This window comes from Streptomyces sp. NPDC059900 (assembly GCF_050270335.1).
Lineage (GTDB): Bacteria > Actinomycetota > Actinomycetes > Streptomycetales > Streptomycetaceae > Streptomyces.
On record NZ_JBNNJZ010000921.1, the window covers coordinates 1 to 2,147 of the forward strand.

General features: G+C 64.2%; 2 protein-coding genes. Both read right to left on the reverse strand.

Going from position 1 to position 2,147, the window contains the following annotated elements; genetic code table 11:
- Positions 1–194 precede the first annotated feature (194 nt).
- Positions 195–1,115 (reverse strand): hypothetical protein, encoded by a 921-nt coding sequence (locus tag ACQKIP_RS45700; RefSeq protein ID WP_365863652.1) that lies wholly within the window; start codon positions 1,113–1,115, stop codon positions 195–197.
- A gap of 394 nt (positions 1,116–1,509) precedes the next feature.
- Positions 1,510–2,147, reverse strand: a 638-nt coding sequence (locus ACQKIP_RS45705; protein ID WP_427745699.1) for a DUF2637 domain-containing protein, incomplete at its 5' end; no start/stop codon positions are given.

Genomic DNA, 2,147 nt, shown 5'->3' on the forward strand with positions numbered 1-2,147 from the left:
GACCAAGGATGCGTTCCCGGCTCCTGATGACTGCGGCTGGGACGTGCTAGGGCCCCTAGCTTCCTTGCTGGGAGATGCATGGGCTCCGTCGTGGACCCACCTGTAACCCAAGGCTCCGATGACAGCGGCCAACACCCCAGCTAGTGCGACCAGCAACCCGCTTCGAAGCCGCGCTGAGTTCACTCTCATCGCTCCTACTGTCCCTGAGCGTCGATCTCGGCGAAGGGGTCCGTGACCTTCGGCTCCTGTGTGGGCTGCGGCTTCAGGTCCTGACCGAGGCTGTATTGCTCCGAGGCTGAGCCGGACACCACTTCGAAGGGGGCGTCACCCCGGCTGCCGTCACCGACCTCCAGCTCGCCCGAATCTGCTCCACTCTTCCATTCGATGACGAACTTGAAGCGGTAGTCGTGCTCGTTCGTCATCGGGACAATTACTGCTGTCTCCGGGTCATTACTGGTGACCTTGTACGGGAAGCTACTGACGCGCCGTTTGCCATCATCGTCCCTGCCGTCCCTGAATTTGAGCTGTGGCCGCTCAGTATCCAGGTCAACCAGGAAACGGCTCATGTTCGCGTCGCCGCATCCTCCCCAGGTTCGAAGACGCAACCCTTTGGGGGCATCCTTGACCGAAACCGGCTTCACGCTAATACGTTCGATGACAACGGCCTTCGACGTCTTGCCCTGGATCAGCAGATTCACGATCGAATAGTTGGCCGGCTTCGCCTCATAGCGGGTATCGAATGTTGACTCCTTCCAATAGTTTGGATCGTCGCCGCTCCAGCGTTTCCCGAACTCCTGTTTCACAGCCTTCAACGACGGGGGCTTCAGAAACACCATGCCGGCGCCGCCCACGCATACATCCCAAGGGTCAACAACCGTAGTCTCGGCCGTGAACGGCAGGCTCTCATCCGGTGAGGGTGGAACGAACCAATCCTTCACATAACTCACCATGGATGAGAAGACGCCCTGGGCCTCACCGCTCACGCCAGCGGCCAGTCCGGCTGCGACGGCGGCGGCCACCCAGGTCTTCATCCGTTTGGAACGTCCGGCCTCCGGTTGGTTCTCGCCGCTCTCCCCCTCGGACTGATCCGTTCTGTCCGGTGTCGTCTCCGCCACTTCAACCCCCCACTGCTCGCAGAGGACCACAGTGTGGTGGCAACGGCACACTCGTGTAGGGCTTTTGATTAAGTCGTGCCCGCTAGAGGAATCCGCGCGTATAACAGCAGGTCACGTGGCTGACTCTGTGGATCTTTCATGGCTGAAAGCTAGATACCACATCCGAACGGGGAAAATGTTTACATTAGTTCAGTCAGCAGCACTCCCCGAGCGACAACTGACACCCCAACAATCAGCATCCGGGACGGACGACCGGGGCCGCCGATAGTGCCGCGATCGGCCGCCGGATAACCGGTCACCTCCACGCGAGCGGACCCTCGCAGCCTCATCCGGTCACAGAAGCGCAGAGCCGGAGTGGAGCTGGGCGCAAACGCGCCGTTCCTGGTGCGCCCGTTCACGCGGCCGCGGTCACCTCCGACGTGTGGCCCCGGGGCGCCCGGGAGGTATCAGCGCGGACCATGGCTACCAGCATCCGGGACCTGGCGGCGCCGACGTGCAGCCGTTTGCGGAGCGTCTCCGCCGAGATAGGGCGCTGGAATGCCTCCCAGTGCCGGGCATCCTCACGCCGGGCCCGGTCGAGCAAGTCCTCCCCGCACCCCTGCGGCTCAGCGCACTTCTCTGCGCTCGCGCGCCGGGTGCCGGCAGGCGGATGGCTGTCGATGGTGGTCGCACGCTCCGCAACGGCGGTACCGGGCTGCGGCGCGCGCTGGATTCCGCCGAGGGTCTGCAGCAGTCCGGGACCCACCTCGGCCCAGCCGATCAGCAGCAGAGGCCCGACCGCGTCGAAGGCCGCTTTGCCGAACTGTCCCGTGATGAGCGGGTCGGCCACATTCAGCGCCAGGGTCATCGCACTGGAGAAGATCAACAGTCGCCGGGCGGGGCGCATTTGTTCGCGTCCGGCGCCGTGCAGCGCCATATGGCGGACGGCCAGCAGCAGGCCCAGCACCGACAGGTCCACGGCGGGAGCCACCAGCGGTGCCACCCAGGGCGGCACGCCCAGGCTCAGGGCCAGGGTCCATACGTTGCCGAAGC